General features: G+C 35.0%; 12 protein-coding genes and 2 tRNA genes. 6 read left to right on the top strand and 8 right to left on the bottom strand.

The annotated features are described in order from the left end of the window. The 5 genes from ACHRV3_RS20520 to ACHRV3_RS20500 all read left to right on the top strand — a co-directional run bounded on the left by ACHRV3_RS20520 (nucleotide 1) and on the right by ACHRV3_RS20500 (nucleotide 4,930). Complete coding sequence (locus ACHRV3_RS20520; RefSeq protein WP_395435957.1) at nucleotides 1-2,061, top strand: M48 family metallopeptidase; 2,061 nt, start codon at nucleotides 1-3, stop codon at nucleotides 2,059-2,061. Beyond that, entirely contained in the window at nucleotides 2,054-3,127 is a 1,074-nt protein-coding gene (locus ACHRV3_RS20515; protein WP_395435956.1) for a chorismate-binding protein, read from the top strand. The genes ACHRV3_RS20520 and ACHRV3_RS20515 overlap by 8 nt, the downstream gene beginning before the upstream one ends. Before the next feature lie 101 nt (nucleotides 3,128-3,228). After that, the gene (gene bshB1, locus ACHRV3_RS20510; RefSeq protein ID WP_395435955.1) at nucleotides 3,229-3,945 is read left to right on the top strand and encodes a bacillithiol biosynthesis deacetylase BshB1; all 717 of its coding nucleotides are present in this window, start codon (nucleotides 3,229-3,231) and stop codon (nucleotides 3,943-3,945) included. A 65-nt stretch (nucleotides 3,946-4,010) separates the two neighbouring features. Then, a tRNA-His gene (locus tag ACHRV3_RS20505) sits at nucleotides 4,011-4,084 on the top strand. Between the two features lie 772 nt (nucleotides 4,085-4,856). After that, nucleotides 4,857-4,930, top strand: a tRNA-His gene (locus ACHRV3_RS20500). Between the two features lie 381 nt (nucleotides 4,931-5,311). Here the strand turns inward: ACHRV3_RS20500 and ACHRV3_RS20495 are convergent. From ACHRV3_RS20495 to ACHRV3_RS20460, 8 genes are all read right to left on the bottom strand, one after another. Next, the gene (locus tag ACHRV3_RS20495; protein ID WP_047773627.1) at nucleotides 5,312-6,163 is read right to left on the bottom strand and encodes a neutral zinc metallopeptidase; all 852 of its coding nucleotides are present in this window, start codon (nucleotides 6,161-6,163) and stop codon (nucleotides 5,312-5,314) included. A 115-nt stretch (nucleotides 6,164-6,278) separates the two neighbouring features. Further along, entirely contained in the window at nucleotides 6,279-9,962 is a 3,684-nt protein-coding gene (locus ACHRV3_RS20490; RefSeq protein ID WP_047773625.1) for a response regulator, read from the bottom strand. A 90-nt stretch (nucleotides 9,963-10,052) separates the two neighbouring features. Then, nucleotides 10,053-10,844 (bottom strand): hypothetical protein, encoded by a 792-nt coding sequence (locus ACHRV3_RS20485; protein WP_230002661.1) that lies wholly within the window; start codon nucleotides 10,842-10,844, stop codon nucleotides 10,053-10,055. Nucleotides 10,845-10,962: 118 nt separating this feature from the next. Continuing rightward, nucleotides 10,963-12,291, bottom strand: a complete 1,329-nt coding sequence (locus ACHRV3_RS20480; RefSeq protein WP_047773617.1) for an aldehyde dehydrogenase — start codon at nucleotides 12,289-12,291, stop codon at nucleotides 10,963-10,965. 75 nt (nucleotides 12,292-12,366) lie between these two features. Continuing rightward, nucleotides 12,367-13,056, bottom strand: a complete 690-nt coding sequence (locus ACHRV3_RS20475; RefSeq protein ID WP_230002660.1) for an RluA family pseudouridine synthase — start codon at nucleotides 13,054-13,056, stop codon at nucleotides 12,367-12,369. Between the two features lie 126 nt (nucleotides 13,057-13,182). Further along, nucleotides 13,183-14,001 carry a 3-methyl-2-oxobutanoate hydroxymethyltransferase gene (gene panB, locus ACHRV3_RS20470; protein WP_047773614.1) on the bottom strand — a complete coding sequence of 273 codons (819 nt, stop codon included), beginning with the start codon at nucleotides 13,999-14,001 and terminating at the stop codon, nucleotides 13,183-13,185. Between the two features lie 48 nt (nucleotides 14,002-14,049). After that, on the bottom strand, nucleotides 14,050-15,246 hold the full coding sequence (locus ACHRV3_RS20465) for an SH3 domain-containing protein (RefSeq protein ID WP_395435954.1): 1,197 nt from the start codon (nucleotides 15,244-15,246) through the stop codon (nucleotides 14,050-14,052). Nucleotides 15,247-15,361: 115 nt separating this feature from the next. Next, nucleotides 15,362-16,789 (bottom strand): L-serine ammonia-lyase, encoded by a 1,428-nt coding sequence (locus ACHRV3_RS20460; RefSeq protein WP_230002658.1) that lies wholly within the window; start codon nucleotides 16,787-16,789, stop codon nucleotides 15,362-15,364. Between the two features lie 308 nt (nucleotides 16,790-17,097). Here ACHRV3_RS20460 and ACHRV3_RS20455 point away from each other — a divergent pair, with 308 nt between their 5' ends. Then, nucleotides 17,098-19,245, top strand: coding sequence for a cation:proton antiporter (locus ACHRV3_RS20455; RefSeq protein WP_047773608.1), 2,148 nt, complete (start codon nucleotides 17,098-17,100; stop codon nucleotides 19,243-19,245). Nucleotides 19,246-19,267: the final 22 nt, after the last annotated feature.

Below are 19,267 nucleotides of genomic sequence, written 5' to 3'. Positions count from 1 at the left end.
ATGGCTCAAACAAATTCAGCGGCAGTTTCTGCTACGTTTAGAGAGAGGACCGTAAAAGCGATTCTTTCTGTTATCTTCTTTTTTATTGTCTATCTTTTACTCATTATTTCAGGTATTGGTCTTACTGTTTTGGCAGGTTATGGAGGACTAATGCTTATTGTTGCCAAACCTAGTTTTTTGACCTTTATGATTGGTGGTGGATTATTGTGTATGGGAATTTTAATCTTGATCTTTTTGTTCAAGTTTATTTTTGTGAAAAATGTAGTTGACCGATCTCATTTAGTCGAAATTACGAGAGAGGAAGAACCTAAATTATTTGATTTTATTGAAGAGATTGTAGGTGCTGTAAAGACAGATTTTCCAAAAAAAGTGTATTTATCATCAGATGTTAATGCTGCAGTTTTTTATGATTCTAATTTTTGGAGTATGTTTTTACCGATTAAGAAAAATCTTCAAATTGGTGTTGGACTTATCAATTCAGTTTCAGAATTAGAACTTAAAGCTATTTTGGCTCACGAATTTGGTCATTTTTCGCAAAGAAGCATGAAAGTAGGAAGTTATGTTTATAATGTAAACAGGATTATCCATAATATGCTCTTTGATAATGATTCTTATAATTCTATTGCACAAAGCTGGGGAAGTGTAAATGGGTATTTTGCTTTTTTTGCCGGATTAGCAGTAAAAATTGTGCAAGGAATTCAATGGGTTTTGAGGCAGGTTTATGAGGTTGTAAATTTAAGTTATTACAGTTTATCCAGACAAATGGAATTTCATGCTGATGCCGTTGCTGCAAATGTAACGGGTTCTGAACCTTTAATCACTTCTTTACTCCGTCTGGATCTTGCTAATCATTCGTTTAATAAGGTTTTAGATTATTATGGAGATAAAATCCCGAAATCTATTAGTACAAAAAACATATATGAGCAACAGACTTTGGTGATGAATTTTATTGCAGCTAAAAGTAAATTACAAGTTCAGAATGATTTGCCACAATTGACTACAGATTTTTTGAATCGGTATAATAAATCAAAGCTTGTAATCGAAAATAAATGGGATACGCATCCTAGTATTGAAGACCGAATTTCGGAACTAAAAAAATTAGGGATAGAAAAGTCTATTGCAAGCGACAAATTAGCAACCTGTTTGCTAAACAATCGTGTTGATTTGCAGAATAAGTTTACAGACAAGTTGTTTTTGGCAGTTTCGTATCCGGATGCGGTCGTTTACAACAAAAACGAGCAATTTTTTGAAGAGTTTGAAAGTGAGTTTTTGTCCGGGTCTTTTGATGAGGTTTACAATAATTATTACGATAACAAGAATCCTGATTGTAAAACTCAGGAATTAAATTCTTCAGCTGAAAAATATGAATTGAGTGATTTGTTTAGTAACGCTTCAATTGATTTGATATACAGTTCAATTTCATTAGAAAATGACATTCAAGTTTTAAAACAAATTTCAAATGGAAGTTATAAAGTGAAATCATTCAATTATGATGGACATAAAATTTCATCAAAAAATTGCGATGAGTTGATCGATAAATTAACAGTTGATTTGAAAGAAATTAAAGAGGAAATTCTTGAAAATGATATTCGTATTTATTCTGTATTTTTAGAATTGGCAAATAGTCAGGGTAAAGGGGGAGAGTTAAAAAACAGATATGATAGTTTTTTTGATGTAGATAAGAACTACGATGAAAAATTCGAGTATTATATGAAGATGCTGAAAGTCTCTGAATTTATGCATCATGTGGCTACTTTTGATGCTATTGAAAAGAATATGTTGCTACTAAAAGAAGAGGAAAGTCAATTTAAGATTCAAATTGAAAAAATGCTGGAAAGTAATGTTTATAGGGAAGCAATAACAATTGAGATGAGAGTCTCCTTTAATAAGTATTTATCGGAAGAATGGGTTTATTTTAATGGTAATCAATATTTAGATGAAGTTTTGGAGTTGCTATCGAAATCGATGATTGATTATCAGGATGTTTTGTCAAAAACATTTTTTAAAACCAAAAAAGAACTTTTAGAGTATAAAGCTCAACTTTTACAGTATCATGAATAATTTCTTTTCTATAATAAAAAATCATAAAGCACAAAATTTACCCTTTGTGCTTTATTCCAAACCCAATTCGAACAGAATAATTGGACTTTTACAACAAAATAATGATTTACACACCGTTTCAAATTTTACGGAGAAAGGTTTTGTTTTTGCTTCTTTTGATGAAAAACAACTGATCCTGATTCCTGAAAATGAATCGGAAATAATTACTTCTGAGCAGGAAAGTGTAACGATTGCTCTAACTGAAATAAATGATTCGGGTTTTGATGCAACAGCTAAAAAACACTATGAAGATTTAGTTGCCAAAGGAATTGAGGCAATTAAAAACGATGAATTCAAAAAAGTGGTTTTGTCAAGAAGCGAAAGCGTTGCCTTAGCCGAATTTGATTTTACCGTTGTTTTCCAGCAATTGATTCAATTGTATCCGACGACTTTCTGTTATTGCTTTTTTCATCCCAAAGTCGGATTTTGGATGGGAGCAACGCCGGAACAACTGCTTAAAGCAAACGGAAATGAATTTGAGACCACTGCATTGGCCGGAACACAAAAAGCCAATTCGGAAGTGGAGATTTTGTGGCAACAAAAAGAAAAAGAGGAGCAGCAATATGTGACCGATTTTATCATTAAAAGACTTCGTGAAGTGGCTTTGTCTGTAAACGTTACGGAGCCTTACAGTATAAAAGCAGGATCAATCTGGCATATCAAAACCGATATTTCGGGTGTTTTAAACGAAAATTCTACTTTAGAAGAAGTGATTGATACCTTACATCCAACACCGGCTGTTTGTGGTTTACCGAAAAAGAAAGCAAAAGCATTTATCCTTGAAAATGAAAATTACGACCGCACTTTTTATACGGGTTTTCTAGGCGAGTTAAACAGCAGTTTGGCTTCAAGTGCCGTAAGTTCTGATTTATTTGTAAATTTACGCAGCATGCAGATTCAGGAAAACAAGGCCATTTTGTATATGGGCTGCGGTATTACCAAAGAAAGTATTCCCGAAAAAGAGTGGGAGGAAAGCGTGAATAAATCAATGACCATGAAGAGAGCTTTGTCTATTAAAGTGATATAGTCTCGGTTTTCAGTCTCAGTCTCAGTTTGTACTGTAAACTGCAACTTGAAACTTGAAACCTGAAACAAAAAAAACAAAAAGAAACAAAAAAATAAAAAAAAATGAAACTAGACATATTAGCCTTCGGAGCACACCCTGACGATGTAGAATTAGGTTGTGCCGGAACCATTTTAAAAGAAGTATCACTTGGAAAAAAAGTGGGCGTTGTAGATTTAACCCGTGGTGAATTGGGAACCCGTGGTACAGCAGAAATCAGAGATCAGGAAGCAGCTGCTGCTGCAAAGATATTAGGAGTTGTAGTTCGGGAGAATTTAGCAATGCGCGATGGCTTTTTTATTAATGATGAAAATCATCAATTAGAAGTCATTAAAATGATCCGAAAGTATAAACCTGAGATCGTTTTGTGCAATGCCATTGATGACCGTCATATTGATCACGGAAAAGGAAGTAAATTAGTTTCAGACGCTTGCTTTTTGTCAGGATTAGTAAAAATTAAAACATTGGTTGACGGCGTAAGTCAGGAGGCTTGGAGACCGAAAGTAGTCTATCATTATATTCAGTGGAAAAACATTGAACCGGATTTTGTTGTAGACATCACTGGATTCGAAGAAAAAAAGATCGAAGCCATTTTGGCCTATAAAACGCAATTTTATGATGCCAATTCAGAAGAACCTGCAACGCCAATTACGAGTAAAAACTTCTTAGAAAGTTTAAATTATCGTGCACAGGACTTAGGAAGACTCGTTGGAAAGGATTTTGCCGAAGGATTCACTGTTGAAAGGTGTTTGGCAGTCAATAGTTTAGAAGATTTATTGTAAATTTTTCATTTTTTTATTTGTGGAAGTAAACCTTTGTTGTATATTTGCAACCGCAAAGAAAAATGGTGGTTGTAGCTCAGCTGGTTAGAGTATTGGTTTGTGGTGCCGAGGGTCGCCGGTTCGAACCCGGTCAGCCACCCAGGATTTTGGAAAGCCTTGAAGAAATTCAAGGCTTTTTTTGTGGTCTTTTTTTTTTGAAACCATATAAGTCATGTAAGTTAATATAAGCTGGGATGCTTAATTCTTGAAAACGCTTCATCAGTTTACTATAATCCCATCCTCGGGATTAAAAAAAGCAACCTTTTTTGTTTTAAGTGCCAATAATCTCCAATTTCTAAAGCGCATAAAGAACATCTTTAAAAAAGCCAAATGTCACCCTGAGCGAAGTCGAAGGCTACGCAAGGAACTACAGGATCTTCAGACTTGAATCAAAGTTTATTTTACTTTTCTTTTTCAGGCAGATTTAGCAGATTCTTGCAAAAGCAGTGATAAAAATCTGCTAAATCTGCGTGCTATTTTATTTTGACATTTCCTCACCAGATTTTGTTCTTGATTCGGAATTCTTTAGAAATGCGAATATCACTCTGAGCGCAGTCGAAAGCTTCAAGAAACGAATTGGACTGTGACTCAAAGTAAAACCAAATGTCGCCCTGAGCGAAGTCGAAGGCTACGTAAGGAACTACGCGTCTTTTAAGCTCGAATCAATCTTCAACACTATAAACCACTAATGATATAGAAACTTCAGTTTGTTCATCAACAAGCAGACGCAGCAATTTTTCAAAAAAAAATCAAGTACATTCTAAGTGATTTACAAGCAAATACAATTTTTAATGAATTTACATCACTGATATGCCATTTTTTTCTTTGCAGAAGTAAACCTTTATTGTATATTTGCAACCGCAAAGAAAATGGTGGTTGTAGCTCAGCTGGTTAGAGTATTGGTTTGTGGTGCCGAGGGTCGCCGGTTCGAACCCGGTCAGCCACCCAGGATTTTGGAAAGCCTTGAAGAAATTCAAGGCTTTTTTTGTGGTCTTTTTTTCGAAGCATATGAGTGATGTAAGTTTGATGCTTAAGTTCTGGAAAAACTTCTAAAAAAATCTCGCAAAGACGCGGAGTCGCTAAGTTTTTGTTTTGATTTTTTAACTTCGCGACTCTGTGTCTTTGCGAGAAATAATTTCTACTACGTCCCAGTTTTTTGCATTGATCCGTTTTTTGAGGATTAAATTAGATTTGAAACAGTCAGAACAATCCCGTAAATTTAGCATCCCAGCTTATAGTAACTCACATCACTTAAATGGTTTAAAAACAAAAAAAGCACGATCGTAAAAATCATGCCTTTCGGGTTGTTATAATTTAGTTTTGTGAATTATCTAACTTCTGAAAAAGTATTTCCTTGTTTAATGTCACCAGTATTAAAGCCTTTCTCGAACCAATACATTCTTTGTTCAGAAGAACCATGAGTAAAAGAGTCGGGAACTACATGCCCCTGCATTTTACTTTGTATGGCATCATCGCCCACGGCACTTGCAGCGCTCAAAGCTTCGTCAATATCGCCTGCATCGAGGTTTTCTTTATTATGATGTGCCCAGACTCCGGCATAAAAATCAGCTTGTAGTTCTAATGCAACAGAGAGTTTATTGGCTTCCGCTTCACTTTTTCCTTGTTGCGCTTCTCGCATTTTTGCTGAGGTGCCCAGTAAAGTCTGGATGTGATGGCCAATTTCATGCGCTATAACGTATGAAATGGCAAAGTCGCCACCCTTGGCACCAAATTTAGATTTTAGTTCCTCAAAGAAGCCTAAATCCATATATACTTTTTTATCGCCCGGACAATAGAAAGGACCGGAAGACGATGAGGCGCCTCCGCAGGCCGTTTGAACAGAACCTCTAAAAAGTACCAGTTTTGGCTTTTGGTATGTCATACCATTTTCTTCGAATATTTTGCTCCAGGTGTCTTCATTATAAGCCAACATAACTCGGACAAAATTGCCCATTTCTTCATCTTCTTTGCTTAGTGGAGCAGCAGCTTCAGTCTGGGTTTGTTGTCCGCCTTGTAGTTGTTCTAAAACCGGGGTTATAAGTTGCGCATTTTCACCGCCAAAAATGTTTACTAATAGTATAATAATACCAATAATTCCGCCTCCTACGGCTACTTTTCCGCCGGAAATAGATCTTCTGTCTTCAACATTGTCACTTTGTCTTCTGCCTTGCCATTTCATATCGTGTTGTATTAGTGGTTATTGTGGTTATGGTCTTACGAATTTATATATTTTTTTGAAACAAAAGCCAATCAGGAGGATTAACTTTTTATTTATCTAAAGGTAGTAGAGTTAATTATCTTATCCATTTTGATAGGGCTTCTTCAACAGTGCCACGAATAATTGGTTTTGAAATGTAATCATTCATTCCGGCCGACAAACATTTGTTTCGCTCGTCTTTTTCGGCGCCTGCCGTGACCGCAATGATCGGAATGTGTTTGCCGTTTATGGTGTTTCTAATGGCTCTTGTCGCTTCATAACCATTCATAATTGGCATTTGAATGTCCATAAAAACCAGATCAGGATTGATATTTTCGATTTGATTTACCGCTTCATAGCCATTTTCGCATTCGTAAATGATGGTGTTGATATTCAGATTCTTTAAAATCGTTTTTAGAAGCAGCATGTTTACTTTATTGTCTTCCACAATCAAAATACTTACTTTTTTATGATTCACATAATGGTCTAAATCGTATTCCTCATCAACCGTTTTAGAAATAATTTTATATTTCTCATTGTTGTTTTTATGACTGGTATTTAAATTCAGGTCAAAAAAGAAAGTGCTTCCGCTGTTTATTTTACTTTTAAGCTGCAGTCGGCTTTCCATTAAAGCCAATAGCTGATTTGAAATGGTAAGTCCTAAACCGGTTCCTCCAAATTTTCTCGTTGTAGAGCTATCTTCTTGGGAAAAAGCTTTGAATATTTTTTTCTGATTTTTTTCTAATATTCCAATTCCGGTATCTATTACCGCGAAACGGATGGTATAATTTTCTTCCGATTTTTTTTCAAGGATAGAAACAGCAAGTTTGATAGAACCTTCATTTGTGAATTTAATGGCATTTGACAACAGATTGATCAGAATTTGTTTTAAGCGCACGATATCGGTCCAGATGTATTTTGGTACATTCGGGTCAACATTTAATTCAAGTTGAAGACTCTTCTGATTGGATTCGTAAACAATCAGATCAAAGATTTGTCCTAATATTTTCTGAATGTCGTATAAGTCGATGAAAAGCTCCAGTTTTCCGGCTTCAATTTTAGAAAAATCCAGAATGTCATTGATAATTTCCAATAACGAATGAGCCGATTGATTAATAGTGGTCATGTACTTTTCCTGAATTTCTTCAAGATTAGTTTTCATCAATAAATGTGTGAATCCAATGATGCCGTTTAAAGGCGTTCGGATTTCGTGTGACATATTGGCCAAAAAATCAGATTTCGATTTATTTGCTGCTTCTGCTAATTCTTTGGCTTTTATCGCGGCTTCACTTTCCTTAATTTTTGCCTGATTTCTGTTTCGTTCTAAAGCCGATGAAATGTTATTGGCAAGTGTCTGAAAGATGTAAATCTCGTCATCTGTCCATTTTCTTTCTCTGGTGCAATCGTCGAAACCAATAAAACCGGAAAAGTTATTGTTGGCATATAAAGGCAATATTAAAATCGATTTAATCTCGTTGGCAATCAGTAATTTTTTGAAGAAAGTTTCTTCAAGGTTTTTCGTCAGCGTGCTCAAGACTTTTTTTCTTTGAGAATGAAGAACAATTTCTTTTAAATTATCTTCTGTAAATTTCTGTAAATCACTTATTTGGTGTTTTACGCCTTCTCTTGACCATTTGTACTGTTGACTAATGGTTTGGGTGTCAAAATCTTTTTGATAATAAAATATATGATCTACTTTTGAAGCTTCTCCTATAATTTCATAGGTTTCTTCAAACATTTTCTCCGTGCTTTTACTCATTAAGAATTTTTCTGTACACAGTGCCAAAGCCGAAAGTAATTCACTTTTAAGTTCCAGTTTTTTCTCTGCTCTGAGTCGCATTTGGGAGGAAATGGCGAGTGAGATTACATCCGATATGGTTTTGGCATAATTAATATCTTCATTGTCCCATTCTCTTTTTTCTTCGGTACTTTCAAAACAAGCCACACCGGCCAACTGTCCGTTTAGGAAAATGGGCGCATCAAGCATCGACTTGATTTTGTTTTTTGTGAAATAAATGCGCTTAAATTCAGATGTTTCTAATTTGTCAAAAACATCAGGAGCATTTATGATTGCCTTGTTTTTTAAGGTTTCAAAATAAATGGGATAAGACTCCTTGTCCAGAATATTTTTATCATTTGTGGTTTGTTTGTCACTGCTGAATAAATTTTCACAGGTAATAATATCATTTGAATATCTCCAGAAACTGACTCTGTTTGTTTTTGATACCGTTGCTGCTTCCTCAATAATTGAATCAATTACCGTTTGAAAAGTGTTGTAATTACGGAAATCGGTAGTTGATAATTTTTTGGTTGAATTGTTATACGCCTCAATTTTTTCGTGACGTCTTCTTTTTTCGTTTTCAATGTTTTTTATTTCGGTAATATCCCGAGCAATACCGGCAAAACCAATAGTCTGATTCAGGTCATTTTTGCGGATAATTACTTTCTGCGAAATCCATAATTCCTCTCCGTTTTTCTTTAGTACCGGAATTTCAATAGTAGGGTAATTGGTTTCGTTTTGTTCTAAATTTTCATAAAAATCAACCGCATTTTTGATGTAATCGTCATGAATAAAATTCGAATAATGTTGTAGAATTATTTCATTTTCAGCATACCCTAAGATCGAAAATCCGAACTCATTTACAAAAGTAAAATACCCATTTGCATTGATTTCAAATATGATATCGGTGGCCGTCTGAATCAGATTTTTATATTGATCCTGAACGATGATTTGTTCGGTGACATCCTGACCAATGCTAATAATTAAATCGTCGGAAAACTTTTTGTCTTTCCATTGGATGTATTTATACTCGCCATTTGTATTTTTTAATTTCTGAATATAGAGTTTATCGTCAATCTGTTTTTTAATGTAGTTTTCTTGTTTTACCTCGTGGTCTTCATTGAGTTTCCAGAATTTTTTTGCCATAACATCGTCCGGAGAATAACCCAGAATTGAAGTAATGGTTTCGCTGCAAAATAAGATTTCTCCTTTTTTATTTGTTGCAATTGTCAAGGAGTTTCCTTTGTGGACGATCTCATTTGTAAATCTGAAATTATCACGATTGTTCAGTAAAATGGCATATTTTACCTGATTGATAATGAAGATGAGTATCGAGAAATTAATTAAGAGTATAGACGATTTTAACGGAATCAAATGAAAAACTACCGTTATAATCTGAAAGGTAAAAGTCAGACCAACAAAAAACCAATAGATTTTTATGGGCTTCAGAATGTTATAAGAAAAGAAAAAAGAGATCAGAAAAACAATTATCGGTACAACATCATTGGAGAGGTAGATAATATTGTGTCCAACATAAGAGATGTAAACAAAGAAAAAGAAGATAAAAATCGGCTGAATTTTATTCCTCAGAAACTTTACTTTATCTGTTATTAAGTACACCATCAGTACTAAAAAACCAATAGATACATTTAAGATCAATAAACTTTTGGGTCTGATTTTAAAAATTTCATTAATAATTTCGATTACAATAACCGCTATCCCAAAGAATAATATGTAGAGTTGGTATTCACGGTCTGCGGCTTCGTCTTCTTTCTTTTTTTCGATGAAGTACCCAATTTTGGTTTTAATTCTAAAAAATTGATAAATCAGTAAACCAAGAAAACCAAATAAGGACAGTGCTAAAATGATGATTTTAGGGCTGTTATAGAAAATGATGTCAGAAGTAAATACAAACCAATTTAATACATTTGATTTCAAGAGATCTCCAAAAATGGGGATTCCTGAAAGCAATGAATTAAAGGAACTATAGCCTTGTACCATTGTATTTTGGGTAGGTTTGGTTGAGTAATTAGCTTTTGGGGAGTTTTCTTAAGAGTAGGTTAAGCTCTTTTTCTATTTAGAAATCGATTATTATTCTAAATCTGACTTACCGATTGAATCAATAGAATTCTCATCTTCCATATTGAATATTGCACAATAAATAGCATATTTTACAGAGTAGGTAATCGGAATTGTAAACACGATTCCTATACAACAACCAATAAAACCAACCATAGAGGCCAACGAACCAACAATAATTAAAAGCAGAATTGTTAAAGGTTGTTTGCTTACAATCATAATGCTTGATTTTATCGCATCGGTTGCATTCAGGTTACCGAAAATGATCAAAGGAATAGTAAGTGTCGTGAAAAATGATATTGCAACTGTAAAGATAGTCTCTACATACAGAACGCCTATGAGGTTAAAGAGTACTGAAATTAAACCTCCAAGTAGAGAGATTATTAGAGTGGCAATAAAAAGTGGCGGGAAATAACGTGAAGTGTAATACGAAAAAATGGTAGAGGCGCTAAAAGATTCATCTCTATCCGCGCAATCGGCCATTTTTAAAAAACCTGCAGCAAACGGACTAAAAATCGCAGCAACAAAAGCGATCACTACCGAATAAATAAGGAATACTGAATTTTCAGGTTGTTCGTTTTGTAAATTCTTGAAGAATTCTTCATTAAAATGTTGAACACCGTATAGCGAAATCAAAATTCCACTGCCAAGAAAAAAAGCAAGAATTGAAAAAACCAATAAGATTAATCCTGCATACAACGCTATTTTTTTGTAATTTTCGAAGGCATGGTTAAACACATTAGAAAAATCTAATGCATAGCCATTTTTCCTAATTTCTTCAATTTGGTAAAGTGTTGATTTCATTTTTTTGAGTAAAGTTGTTTTATATTTGGTCTGTTTAGCTGTTTTTCTGACGTAAATATAATATTTTTAATCAATTCCTTATTAAAATCGGTGAAACATTACTAAAATGTTTTAGTGCTTATAGCCAGTCTAATATGCGCTTAATGGCGACTAATTTTTCTTTATAGGGAGCATAGCGCATAGGTAAATCCAGCCAATTTGCTTTTTTGACCACCCCTTTATGATGGGAAAAAATATCGAAACTCAATTGTCCGTGATAAGCTCCTATTCCGCTATGACCAACACCACCAAAAGGGAGTCTTTTGTTAGAAAAATGTATAACAGTATCGTTAATACAGCCACCTCCAAAAGAATAGGTCGTAATTAATTTTTTAGCAAAAGATTTGTTGTCGCTAAAAACATAAAAAGCAAGAGGTTTCTCATATCTGCTGATTACATTTTTAATATCTTCTTCTGTTTCATAGGTAAGGATCGGTAAAATTGGTCCAAAAATTTCTTCTTTCATTACGGCACTGTCCAAACTTGGCTCTTCGATCAGAGTTGGTGAAATGTATAAGGCATTAGCATCTGTTTCTCCACCAAATAACACTCTTTCCGGATCAATCATATTCGCCAAACGCAGCCAGTTTTTGGTGTTGACAATGCGCGCAAAATCGGGTGATTTTTCTATCTTTTTGCCATAAGCTTTTGTGATTTCCTGCATCAGAAAAGAAATGAAATTGATTTTCATATTTTTCTGAATCAGGATGTAATCCGGAGCAATGCAGGTTTGACCGGCATTGATAAATTTACCCCAGACAATTCTTTTGGCGGCTAATTTTAAATCGGCTGTTTCATCAATGATACAGGGGTTTTTACCACCTAATTCAAGGGTAACAGGTGTCAGATTTTCGGCAGCGGCTTTGGCGACAATTTTACCTACAGCGACACTTCCTGTAAAGAAAATATAATCCCAGCGTTGTGCTAGTAATTTATTGGAAACTTCCACACCACCTTCAAAAACTTCTACATGGTTGACATGAAATGTTTTCTGGATGATTTTGGCTATTATTGCGGATGTATGCGGAGTAAGTTCGGAAGGTTTTAGAACCACTCTGTTTCCTGCTGCAACAGCAGAAATTAAAGGGCATAGGGCGAGTTGGAAAGGATAATTCCAAGGCGCGATAACCAAAACATTTCCGTAAGGTTCTTTGAAAATATAATCAGTGGAAGGAAAATTAAGAAGGGACGGGAAAACAGGTTTTGGTTTTGCCCAATTGCGAATGTTTCTAATCGTATCCTTCAATTCCGAAATAACATAGTTGGTTTCGGTTAAAACAGCTTCAAATTCGGGTTTTTTAAAATCATCGTATAACGCTTTTACAATCAAATCCTCGCTTTTCTGAATGTTATAGAGTAACTTTTTTAGCGTTTCTTTTCTGTATCCGATGTCGTTTCTGTAGTCCATTTTTATGTTTAACTTGATTTTTCTCTATGCAAGTTAATTGATAAAATTTAAAAAGTTAACAATTTAATCATAAAATCACAGCGCATTCCAGATCGTTTCATCTGGAGTAGGAGCAATAATTATGATATCTTCTTTAGAAACAGGATGCACAAAAACTAACTTGCGGGCGTGCAGATGGATACCTCCGTCAGGATTACTGCGGTCAAAACCGTATTTTAAATCTCCTTTTATCGGAGATCCAATGGCGGATAACTGCGCACGAATCTGATGATGGCGACCGGTATGAAGATTGATTTCCAAAGCAACATAGTTCTGGAGTTCTTTGAAAACAGTATAATCCAAACTGGCTATTTTACTGTCCGGAACTTCTTTTACATGTGCTTTTGAAGTATTATTCTTTTCATTTCTTTTTAAAAAATGAACCAATTTGGCAGTTGTTTCAAGAGGTTTGTTCTTTACAACTGCCCAATAGGTTTTCTGTGTTTCGCGGTTAGAGAACATTTCGTTCATTCGCGATAATGCTTTACTTGTTCGTGCAAAAACGACAATTCCCGTAGTGGGTCTGTCTAAACGGTGAATCACTCCAAGGAATACATCACCAGGTTTCTTGTATTTGTCTTTAATATATTCTTTAACGACATCTGACAATGGTTTATCACCTGTTTTGTCACCTTGTACAATATCGCCTACACGTTTGTTGACCACAATAATATGGTTGTCTTCATGCAGTACCTGGAGGTTATTTTTATCGGAAACGATTTTCATTAGAAAGGCTTAGAGGGGGGAGATTTTAGATTTTTAAAGTTTCAAGTTTCAGGTTTCAGGTTTCAAGTTTCAGGTTTCAAGTTGAAAACTTAGAAACTTAGCGACTCAGTAACTTAGAACCTTTTCTTAATACTGTTCCTTTTCATTCGGGAAATCACTGGATTTTACGTCGGTTACGTATTGACCGATTGCAGTAGTCATTTCGTGATATAAATCTAAATAACGACGTAAAAAACGTGGACTGAACTCATTATTCATTCCTAACATGTCATGAATAACCAAAACTTGTCCGTCTACACCGCCACCGGCTCCTATTCCGATAACTGGGATTGAGATGCTTTTGGCTACTTTTTCGGCCAGATGTGCCGGGATTTTTTCAAGAACTACACCAAAACAACCAATTTTCTCGAGCATTTTAGCGTCTTCAATTAGTTTTTCGGCTTCATCTTCTTCTTTGGCGCGAACGCTGTATGTTCCGAATTTGTAGATCGATTGTGGTGTTAAACCCAAGTGACCCATAACCGGAATTCCTGCGTTTAATATTTTTTTGATAGAGTCTTTAATTTCTTTTCCACCTTCCAGTTTTACAGCATGACCACCGCTTTCTTTCATGATTCTGATCGCAGAGCGTAAAGCTTCTTTAGGGTCAGACTGATAACTTCCAAAAGGTAAATCTACTACAACCAAAGCTCTTTCGATAGCGCGAACTACAGACGAAGCGTGGTAAATCATTTGGTCTAAAGTAATCGGCAAAGTCGTTTCGTGACCTGCCATCACATTGGATGCTGAATCACCCACCAGAATCACATCGACTCCTGCGGTATCAACAATTTTTGCCATTGTAAAATCATAAGCAGTTAACATAGAGATTTTTTCTCCATTGCTTTTCATTTCGATCAATGACTTTGTTGTGATTCTTTTATAATCTTTTTTTGCTACTGACATTTTATTTTTTTTGAGAATGTAAAAGTATTGAATAATTATAGATTGGAATCAGCAATAAAAGATTATTTCAATGGAAAGGAGTTTTCCGTCTTTAAATTCGATTGTAAAATGACCATCTCCCAATAGTAAAGTGTAATAATGTGGCGTTTTTATAGAAGCACCAATATAGTTGCCGTATTTTGCTATAAAAGCTTTTTCTGATATCGAATGGTCGAGTATTGAATTGGCATTCAGCACTAGTTTGTTGTTTTCGTTGATGAAAACCTTTATGATTTCTGCTTGGTTTTGTTTTTCATCAACTGAAGCTTCTAAATCCGGGTAATAATAAAAGAGATTGCTTAAATAAATCCCACAGTCGTCGCTGATAGTTGCTTTTTTAATTGGTTTTCCAAAAGTTTTTTCTAGCTCTTTTTGCGTAAGATAGAGTGATTTTGTTTTTTGTTCTTTGAGAATAAATTCAGCTTTTTTGCACAAAGCCATAATCTGTTCAGGCGTTTTAGGTTTTGCTAACCCTTTGGTTATAGCAATATTAAGATCGGTTTCAGCAATTAGTTTGGGGTCATTTAATTGCTTGACAACTTCATAATATCTTTGATACGCGGGAGCTAATTTTGAAACATCACTATTCCAGGCCAATTCTACAATTCGTTCTCCAATGGTTTTACGTTCGGGAATGGCAGTAACATCAAGTTGATCAAAATTCTTTAACAAGGCATTAAAATCGGGTCTTTCTCCAATAAACTTTCCTATGGTGTATTGGGCATACTCAGGGGTAAAACTACCATTTATATTAACCCATTCTTCTAGATTTTTAGGAAGATAGTTTACAGCAACCGGATCTCCTGTAAATAAAATTTCTTTTACTTTTGAATTTCTGTCGGGTAAGGTTCTTGCTTTTAAACCGGCAACTAAAACAAAAAGATGATTCCCTCCATAATAGCTATCATTGCCTTCTATGATTGGATTCTCTTTGTCTTTTATTTTAATATCGGCAGCATTTAAGGTTTTCGAAACAAATTTTGCTTCTACATATCCTTCAGAAAAATTATCTGATTGTACTTTATACCAACCCTTTTCATTTTCGGATAATAACTGAATTTCTGCTCCGTACTTGAAATAGCCTAAAAATTCTCCTGTATTATTTTTTGAAGTGAATAGTCTGGTGTCTGATTTTAAGTGATAACGATCTTGAGAATGAACCAGTGTGGAAAATAGAAAAAATAATATAAAGTGGTATTTTTTCATGAAGAGTTGTTTTTGATTTTTTTGCCACGAATTTCACGAATTTTCACGAATTGTTTTTTTACTCTCTGTTATGAGATTAATGTAAATTCGTGAAATTTGTGGCAATAATTTTATTTTAGCAATCTGCCATGTTCACTGCAATTGCCAAACCTCCTTCAGAAGTTTCTTTGTATTTAGAGTTCATGTCTTTAGCGGTTTGCCACATCGTATTGATTACTTTGTCTAAAGGCACTTTTGCATTTTTAGAATCGGTTTCTAAAGCCAGTTCTGCTGCATTTATGGCTTTTATGGCACCCATGGTATTTCTTTCAATACACGGAATTTGAACCAGACCGCCAATCGGGTCACAAGTTAAACCTAAGTGGTGTTCCATGGCGATTTCGGCAGCCATTAAAACCTGTGCAGGAGTTCCGCCCATCAATTCGCAAAGTGCAGCTGCAGCCATAGAAGACGAAACGCCAATTTCGGCTTGACAACCACCCATTGCGGCAGAAATCGTAGAACCTTTTTTGAAGATACTTCCAATTTCTCCGGCAACCATCAAAAATTGTTTGATTTCTTTTTCTCCGGCATCGTGATTTTCGATTACCAAATAATACATCAAAACGGCTGGAATTACTCCGGCGCTTCCATTAGTTGGTGCGGTAACCACACGTCCTAAGGAGGCATTTACTTCATTCACGGCAAGTGCAAAACAACTTACCCATTTTAAGATCTGACGAAATTTTACTTCCGTTTTTCTAATTTCTTCTAACCACGTTTGCGGAGAATTATAATTGGATAATCCGATTAGGTTTTGGTGCATGTCAAAAGCTCTTCTACGCACGTTTAGTCCACCCGGAAGAATTCCTTCAGAGTGACAACCAATATACATACATTCGAGCATAGTGTTCCAAATACGCATTAATTCGGAATGAATTTCTGCCTCGGAACGCATTGATTTTTCATTCTCGTACACAATTTCAGAAATCAATTTGTTTTCTGTAACGGTATAGTCTAATAGTTCAACGGCGTTTTGAATAGGGAATGGAAAGGCACATTTTATTTCCTCTTTTATTTTGGCGGTGGTGCGTTCTTCTTTCACAACAAAACCTCCACCAATAGAATAAAAAGTAGATTCGTATTCTGAATTATCGGCTTTGTATGCAGTAAATTTTAATCCGTTTGCATGAAACGGAAGAAAGTCTTTATTGAAAACAATGTCCTGAAGAAAATAAAACGGAATCGTACTGTGATTTCCAAGAATGATTTCGTTTTTGGTCTCAATATTTTTGATAATTCCAGCGATATCTTCCACCGGAATATATTCAGGATCCTGACCGCTTAAACCTAACATCACAGCCAAATCTGTGGCGTGACCTTTACCGGTTAGAGAAAGAGATCCGTAAAGATCGACTTTAACTCTGGCAGTTTCGTCTAAAATAGATTCGTCTTTTAATTCTTCTAAAAAACGTTCGGCAGCACGCCAAGGACCAAGAGTGTGTGAGCTTGAAGGCCCAACACCAATTTTAAGCATATCAAAAACAGAGATACATTCTTCCATTGTACAATTTTTATTAAGACAAAGATAATTGAATAATGCAAAGAAGCTTAATTTTCATTTGTTAATGTTGCAGTTTTGTTAAAAAAGATATTAAATTTTAATAATTTGGCAACGATGTAAATTTAAATTCTTAATATCGAACTTTCGTAAAAAGTTCGTGTTTTTTTTAGGTATTTTTGTGAGGAAATAAATGCCGGAGAATTTGATTTTTTTTATAGAAATCAGTAAAACGAAGTTCTGAGATTTCATTTAAAATAAGGTGTCCTTTGACGAAAAACGGAATAGCATAAAGAAGATAAAATTTAACTATGATAGAATTTTTCAAGCATTTTTTACAAGAATTCGAATTACCACTAAGCAATCCAGTATTGATCTTTTCGTTGATACTTTTCATTATTTTATTGTCTCCAATTTTATTAAAGAAAATAAATATTCCGGGTATAATCGGATTGATTATTTCAGGTGTAATCATTGGGCCTCACGGACTTAATATCCTGGCAAAAAACTCTGCAGTCGATTTGTTTTCGACCATCGGACTACTTTATATTATGTTTATTGCTGGTTTGGAACTCGATATGAATGAATTTAAAGCCAACAGAAATAAAAGTTTATTGTTCGGTTTATTCACCTTTATTTTCCCGCTTTGTATTGGATTTCCGGTTTGTTTTTATTTGTTGCAGTACGATTTTAATGCCAGTTTTTTAACAGCGAGCATGTTTGCAACTCATACATTGGTGGCCTATCCAATTGTTAGTAAATTGGGAATTGCCAAAAATCAGGCCGTTGCAATAACAGTCGGGGGAACCATTTTGACCGATACCGCGGTTTTGATTATTCTTGCGGTAATTATGGGAAGCAGTCAGGGAAATCTGAATCAGGCTTTCTGGATAAAATTAGGGGTTTCATTGGCTATTTTCTCTGCCATTATGTTTTTGGTTATTCCGAGGATTGCCAAATGGTTCTTTAAAAAATTGGAAAGTGAAAAACACGCCCACTATATCTTTGTACTTTCGGTTGTTTTCTTTGCGGCATTTTTAGCCGAAGTAGCAGGAGTAGAGCCTATTATTGGTGCTTTCGTTGCCGGTTTGGCATTAAATCCTCTTATTCCGCATTCTTCTGCGTTAATGAACAGAATCGAGTTTATCGGGAATTCTTTGTTTATTCCTTTTTTCCTGATTTCTGTTGGGATGCTGGTTGATATTAGTGTAATTCTAAGTGGACCGACCGCTTTAATCGTGGCAGGAACCCTGAGTGTTGTAGCTATTTTTGGAAAATGGATTGCGGCGTTTTTTACACAAGTAGTCTTTAAATATACAAAAACCGAGAGACAGCTTATTTTCGGATTGAGTAGTGCGCACGCAGCAGCAACTCTGGCGGTTATATTGGTTGGATTTAAGGCGAAAATTCTGGATGAAAATATTTTAAACGGAACAATTATTTTAATTCTGATAACCTGTATTGTGGCTTCTTTTGCCACTGAAAAAGCGGCTAAAAAAATCGCAATTTGCGAAGAAGAAGTTTCTACGGAAGATGCTAATAAAGATCAGACTTTAGAAGAACACATTTTGATTCCGCTGGCTAAAACTTCTGCAACGTCCAGTCTTTTGGATTTTGCTCTTTTGATCAAGGATAAAAAATCTAAAAATCCGGTGACGCTGTTAACGATTGTTCCGAACAACGATCAGGCCGAAATTAATATTTTAAAATATAAAAAAGCGGTTGATAAATTTGTAATTCAAGGTTCTGCCTCTGAAGTAAAAATCACCACAATCGCCAGAATTGACCACAATCCGGCAAGTGGAATTGCGCGTACTTCAAAAGAAATTATGTCCGATATTGTGATTATCGGCTGGCCAAGAAAAACAGGTTTTCTGGATAAGATTTTTGGAGAAAACGTAGATTCAATAATCAATAATGTAGATAAGAGTTTGTTTATCTGCAGATTTCAGAAAACATTTATAGAAGAAAAAAGGCTGGTTTTTATTTGTCCTCCTTTTTCAGAAAGAGGAATCGGATTTCATCTTTTGCTGCAAAAAATAAGTCGATTGTCTCAGGAATTAAGCATCCCGATCGTTATTTATGCCGAGTATAAAACGCATCAGTCCATTACGCAAATTGCGGCTAATTTGAGATTAAATGCAAAACTAGGTTTTAAAAGTATTTTGGATTGGGAAGATTTTGATGCTATTTCGGATGAAATTAAACCAACTGACTTAATTGTTTTTAATTTATCCCGTAAAGGTTCGGTATCCTACCAGTCGATCTTTGACAAATTGCCGCAGAAATTCGAAAAATCATTTGATGATAATAACATAATATTGGTATATCCTCAGGACGATCGTAAAGAAAGTGCCATGGATGCCTACGAAGATTTTACCGCAACGCCGCTTAAGAAAAGTATTGAGGCGATTGAGCAAATTGGTAGAGGTCTGGGAAGTATATTGAAGAAAAATTAAGAAAAATAGAATAAGAATTGGT

This window comes from Flavobacterium sp. FlaQc-49 (assembly GCF_044005985.1).
In the GTDB taxonomy this organism is placed as follows: domain Bacteria; phylum Bacteroidota; class Bacteroidia; order Flavobacteriales; family Flavobacteriaceae; genus Flavobacterium; species Flavobacterium cupriresistens.
Note: the sequence above shows the minus strand (reverse complement) of the source record. Positions and strands in the feature narration are given on the sequence as shown.